General features: G+C 45.4%; 7 protein-coding genes and 1 pseudogene. All 8 read right to left on the bottom strand.

Annotated elements, in window-relative coordinates:
- Nucleotides 1-243, bottom strand: a pseudogene (locus tag VK541_RS04965) (peptidase M23); the annotation flags it as partial.
- The gene (rbfA, locus tag VK541_RS04960) at nucleotides 224-616 is read right to left on the bottom strand and encodes a 30S ribosome-binding factor RbfA (RefSeq protein WP_324367517.1); all 393 of its coding nucleotides are present in this window, start codon (nucleotides 614-616) and stop codon (nucleotides 224-226) included. The pseudogene VK541_RS04965 and the gene rbfA, both read right to left, overlap by 20 nt.
- 12 nt (nucleotides 617-628) lie before the next feature.
- Entirely contained in the window at nucleotides 629-1,819 is a 1,191-nt protein-coding gene (gene hflX, locus VK541_RS04955; protein ID WP_324367515.1) for a GTPase HflX, read from the bottom strand.
- A gap of 22 nt (nucleotides 1,820-1,841) precedes the next feature.
- Complete coding sequence (gene trpC / locus VK541_RS04950; RefSeq protein ID WP_324367513.1) at nucleotides 1,842-2,633, bottom strand: indole-3-glycerol phosphate synthase TrpC; 792 nt, start codon at nucleotides 2,631-2,633, stop codon at nucleotides 1,842-1,844.
- A gap of 2 nt (nucleotides 2,634-2,635) precedes the next feature.
- Nucleotides 2,636-3,226: an aminodeoxychorismate/anthranilate synthase component II gene (locus tag VK541_RS04945; protein ID WP_324367511.1), complete on the bottom strand. Its 591-nt coding sequence runs from the start codon at nucleotides 3,224-3,226 to the stop codon at nucleotides 2,636-2,638.
- A 2-nt stretch (nucleotides 3,227-3,228) separates the two neighbouring features.
- Nucleotides 3,229-4,632, bottom strand: coding sequence for an anthranilate synthase component I family protein (locus tag VK541_RS04940; RefSeq protein ID WP_324367509.1), 1,404 nt, complete (start codon nucleotides 4,630-4,632; stop codon nucleotides 3,229-3,231).
- A gap of 207 nt (nucleotides 4,633-4,839) precedes the next feature.
- Nucleotides 4,840-5,283 carry a cytochrome B gene (locus tag VK541_RS04935; protein ID WP_324367507.1) on the bottom strand — a complete coding sequence of 148 codons (444 nt, stop codon included), beginning with the start codon at nucleotides 5,281-5,283 and terminating at the stop codon, nucleotides 4,840-4,842.
- A gap of 16 nt (nucleotides 5,284-5,299) precedes the next feature.
- Nucleotides 5,300-5,490, bottom strand: a 191-nt coding sequence (locus tag VK541_RS04930) for a Dabb family protein (protein WP_324367505.1), incomplete at its 5' end; no start/stop codon positions are given.

Here is a 5,490-nt window from a genome sequence, read left to right as displayed (position 1 = left end):
GAAATGAGTGCTGCGCACATAAATCGCCCTGTGTTCCGCATAACCGCCAATGCCATAGCGACAGCCACTTGCGCTCAGTTTATCGGCTATCCATTTACTAAAAAGACCGGTATCGTCTAAAATATCATTGGTAAGTTCCCTATTGGCCGCGGTGAAATCCAGGGGGAACAAATGATCCTTTGCAGGATCAAAATCAACAACCTTTCCAACAGGAAAGCTCCTTTCAAATAGCAGCGTCTCCATCCGCTTCTTCCTCCGGCTCTTTTCTCTCCCTCGAGATCTTGTCAAAGATCTTATCCATATGCTCTACATACTCGTTCGTATCATCTAAGAAAAAGGTCAGCGTAGGAACAACCCTGGCCTGATGGCGGATGCGGCCACCAAGCTTATACCTGATTTCACCCGCGTGAGAGTTGACTTCAGCAACGGATAAAGTAGTGTTGCTGGTATTTAAAAAGCTCAAATAAACTTTTGCCACTGCAAGATCAGGAGATACCCGTACCCTGGTGATCGTAACTAATGTATTGGGCAGATAAGCAGCACCTTCACGCTGAAATATAGCAGCCAGTTCCTCTTGTAGCAGACCGGCAAACTTCTGTTGACGTTTACTTTCCATAATTCTTCTTTATTAAAACAACAGCTTATCATAAGGATAGCGCTCGGTATGCAGGGCGACAACTTTATCGTATAATAATTGCTTAAACTCTTCTAAATTTTCCTTGTGCAGCGCTGAAATGAATAGAGCAGGGGCGTTCTCCGAGCCCATCCAGCTCTTTTTAAAATCTTCAAGTGTAAGCACCATCCTTTCTTCATCCTCATGATCGGGTTCCGGACTTACATAAGCATCAATTTTATTGAATACCATAATGGTGTCCTTGTCCCTCGCTCCAAGATCTTTCAGTGTTTCGTTTACCACATGGATCTGATCTTCAAAATTAGGATGTGATACGTCCACAACATGAATCAGCACGTCCGCTTCACGAACCTCGTCAAGCGTAGATTTAAAACACTCTACCAAATGATGCGGAAGCTTCCTGATAAACCCGACAGTATCAGACAAAAGGAATGGCAGGTTCTCTATCACGACTTTCCTCACCGTCGTATCCAGTGTAGCAAAAAGCTTATTCTCCGCAAATACTTCAGATTTTGACAGCATGTTCATAATGGTAGACTTACCCACATTGGTATAACCCACCAAAGCCACCCGGATCAGCTGCGCGCGGTTCTTGCGCTGTGTTTCATTCTGACGGTCGATCTGCTTCAGCCTCGATTTCAGCAAAGAGATCTTTTCAAGGATCATCCTTCTGTCACTCTCTATCTGCGTTTCACCCGGACCACGCATCCCGATACCCCCCTTTTGACGCTCCAGGTGAGTCCACAAACGGGTCAGCCTCGGCAGCAGGTATTGCAGCTGCGCCAGCTCCACCTGTGTTTTTGCCTGCGCAGTCTGTGCCCGCCCTGCAAAAATATCCAGGATCAGGTTGCTCCTGTCCAGGATCTTCACCTGCAGTTCACGCTCTATATTTCTCAGTTGTGATGGTGAAAGCTCATCATCAAAAACGACCATATCTATTTCTTCAGACTTCACATAAGCCTGTATCTCCTCCAGTTTTCCCGTACCCACAAAAGTTGCACGGTCCGGCTTGAGCATTTTCTGAGTAAACTCATGCTCCACCAGTCCACCCGCAGTATCCACCAGAAAAGCAAGCTCATCCAGGTACTCCCGGGTCTCTTCCGGTTTTTCTCCCGGTCTGACCACTCCGACAAGTACTGCCCGCTCCTGCTTCAATGCAGTATCATAAAATTTCTGTTTTCCCATGTAAAATACAAAGATACAAAAGTTATACCGAGATCAGTTCCCTGACAAATGAGCGGATGGCTGCTCCAGGATCTTGTGTTTTCATAAAATTTTCCCCGATCAGGAAGCCGTTAAACCCGGCCGTCTTCAGCTGGTTTATCGTTGCGGTTTCACTGATCGCACTCTCCGAGATCTTCAAAAAGTCATTAGGGATCTGGTTGACCAGGTCAAAAGAAGTCTGGATATTGACGGTAAAATCAGCCAGGTCCCTGTTGTTTATACCAATAGCATCCAGGTCCCTGCATATGCTCCGTTCCAGTTCTTCCTGGTTGTGCACCTCCAGCAATACATTCAATCCAAGACTTTTCGCCATGCCTGACAAGTTTACGATCTCCTGAGGGGTTAATATTGCTGCGATCAGCAGAACGATGTCTGCACCCCAGGCCTTTGCTTCCAGGATCTGGTATTCGTCGATCATAAAGTCCTTTCTCAATACCGGGATATCGTTGTGCGCCCTTGCTTCCAAAAGATCCCTGGGGTGTCCGCCAAAAAAATCCGTATCCGTTAAAACAGACAACGCTGAGGCCCCCGCTGCAGCATAAGCTGCCGTTACATCAGCTACACTTACCTGGTCATTGATCACCCCTTTTGAAGGCGACCTGCGCTTGAACTCCGCAATGATACCGGTACGCTGTTTATCCAGCAAAAAGTCTTTAAACGAGTGCGGCATACGCTCAAAATTAGCCGCACTTTCCAGCTCTTTTACCGTTACCTGCTGCTTAGCCTGGGCTACCTCCACTTTCTTCCGAAGTACAATCTTATCTAAAATATTCATCTCTAGCTTTCTAACCAGTTCTTCATCATTTGCTTACCATATTCAGTCAGCACGCTTTCCGGGTGAAACTGGACCCCCCTTACATCAAACTTATTGTGTCTCAAGGCCATGATCTCATTGGTGCTGTCTGTAGCCGTCACTGTAAAGCAATCCGGCAATCCTTCTGCACTCACCACCCAGGAGTGGTACCGGCCCACTTTGATCACGGCCGGGCAATCTTTGAAGATCAGCTCATCCTGGTCCAGCACATCAATGGGTGTCGCAATGCCATGCATCGGCCTGCCCAGGTTCAGCAAACTACCGCCAAATGCTTCCGCTATTGCCTGCTGGCCAAGGCACACTCCAAAAATACTCTTTGCAGGCGCATAGGTCCTGATCACATCCAGCAGCAATCCGGCCTCTTCAGGTATTCCCGGACCGGGTGATAACAATATTTTATCAAACTGATCCACATCCTCCAGCGCAAACTTATCGTTCCTCCATACTTCAACATCCCGGTCCAGCTCATTCACTAAATGCACCAGGTTGTAAGTAAACGAATCGTAATTGTCTATCACCAAAACTTTTTTCTGCGTACTATTATTGCTTTTCATTTTTATATCTCTGTAGCCATTTCAATCGCTTTACGCAATGCGGCAATCTTGTTATTGACCTCGTTCAGTTCGTTTACAGGCACACTATCGGCCACTATGCCCGCGCCGGCCCTGTAATGCAGCTCATTGTTCTTGCTCATAAAAGTCCGGATCATGATGCAGTGGTTAAACTCATCATTGAACCCCATATAGCCCAGTGCCCCGGCATAAAAATTCCTGCCCAGTCCCTCATATTCATCGATCAGCTGCATCGCCCTGTATTTAGGCGCTCCGCTCAGTGTTCCTGCCGGATAGGTATCTGCCACCACTTTAAAAGCCGGTACATTTTCCTGCAGCTTACCACTCACCTTAGATACCAGGTGAATCAGGTGCGAATAATACTGAACCTCTTTAAATGATTTTACCTCCACTCCGCTGCAATGTCTGCTCAGGTCATTGCGGGCCAGGTCTACAAGCATGACGTGCTCGGCACTTTCCTTAGGGTCCTGTTCCAGTTTTCTGGCCTGTTCGGCATCCTCTTCGTCGTTCCCTGTACGCTTAAAGGTTCCTGCTATAGGGAATATATTGGCTACATTGTTCTTGATCGTGATCTGGGCCTCGGGCGATGAACCAAACAATTTGAAACTGCCATAATCAAAATAAAAAAGGTACGGCGAAGGATTTATAGACCGCAGGCAGCGGTAAACATTAAACTCATCACCAAGAAAACCCTGTTTAAAGGCTCTTGACGGAACAATCTGGAAAACATCGCCTCTAAGAATGTGCTTTTTCATTTTCTCCACCATCTCCATAAAGTCCTCATTGGTCAGGTTAGACTTTTCTTCTCCATTGGGCTTAAAGCTATACTCAGGGAAGTTTTTGTTTTGAATGATGTATTCTATCTTTTCCAGATCCGTATTTTCATCCCCGTTGAAGGTATTTTTAAATAAGGTCACTTCATTTCTAAAGTGATCGATAGCGATAATGTACCTGTAAATGTGGTATTGCATCAAAGGGATTTCTTCATCTTTTGGTGACGTAGAAGAAAAAGTGATGTCTTCAAAGTGCTGTACCGCATTCCAGGTAAAATATCCGAATAAACCGCTGCTGATGTACCGTTTGTCTTCCAGTTTATCCGGTGTAAAGCGCGCTTTAAAAGCATCTATCTCCCCGGTAAGTACAAAATCCTTTTTCTCTTCTTTCTTTCCATCAGGGAAATAAGCAGACAGCACGCCGTTTTGCAGTACAATACCCGCTACCGGTTCGGCGCATACATAACTTACTGAGTTCTCCCGGCTATGGTAGTCGGAACTTTCCAGCAGCAGGGTATTTGGAAATACATCCCTCAGGCGCAGATAAATACTCACCGGAGTGGTAGTATCGGCAAGTCTCTTTTTATAAGTGGTGTTAATGATGTAATGATTCATTTTAAATTAGTATTAAAAGCAAAAACCCGGCGTGTGGTCTACGTCGGGTTTTCAATGTGGTTGGTTTAGGTTGATAAACTATAAAGTACACAAGGATACGACTAGACTCTTTTCAGAAGTACTGCGCCATTGCCAGGTATGTATATTGTTAATCATGCGTCACAAAAATATAAATAAATACTACAAAGCAAAATTAAATTGTAAAATTTATGAAACACCAAAGAATGAACGTGTTGGATCAGCCTTGGTCATCTGTATGATCGCAACAACAATCACCAGAAGCGCCAGTCCAAAGTAGAGCGCTATGGTCCGGTGCTTTGCGGAACCCGCTTCAATACGTTTTGATCTCGCATTACCTACTGTGATCAAAATGATCGCAAAAACCATCATTCCGATGTGTTCCATTTTCCAGTATCGTGTCAGGGCCACCGAACTGTCTGCCTTAAACCAATCTCCCAGGAAATAAAGCAACAGACCAAATACCAGTTGAATATGGGCAGAGATTAACGCAAACACATTTAATTTTCTGTTGCCCTCCGTATACGGTTTTTTACCAAACCAGCCCGCAAGCGCCTGTACAAAAGCCAGTACCAATAAAATGAGAACAATGTAGCGCCAGCCTGAATGGGCGCTTTGTAAGATCTTATACATATCTATTTATTATTAATTAAGCCTCAACAGCATCGTAAACAAGTACTTTAGACCAAAGCGGGCTGCAGTTCTTGATAAATTCGAGGTGCAACGGATGGTCCTGGTAAGTCGCCTGACCTGCCAGATCGCTAAAGAACATAAGCTCAGAAACACTCCAGCTGTTGTCCACCACTTCACGTTTTTCGGTACTTGCAGGTACGCCTACTT

The organism is Pedobacter sp., from assembly GCF_035317785.1.
GTDB lineage: Bacteria > Bacteroidota > Bacteroidia > Sphingobacteriales > Sphingobacteriaceae > Pedobacter.
Note: the sequence above shows the minus strand (reverse complement) of the source record. Positions and strands in the feature narration are given on the sequence as shown.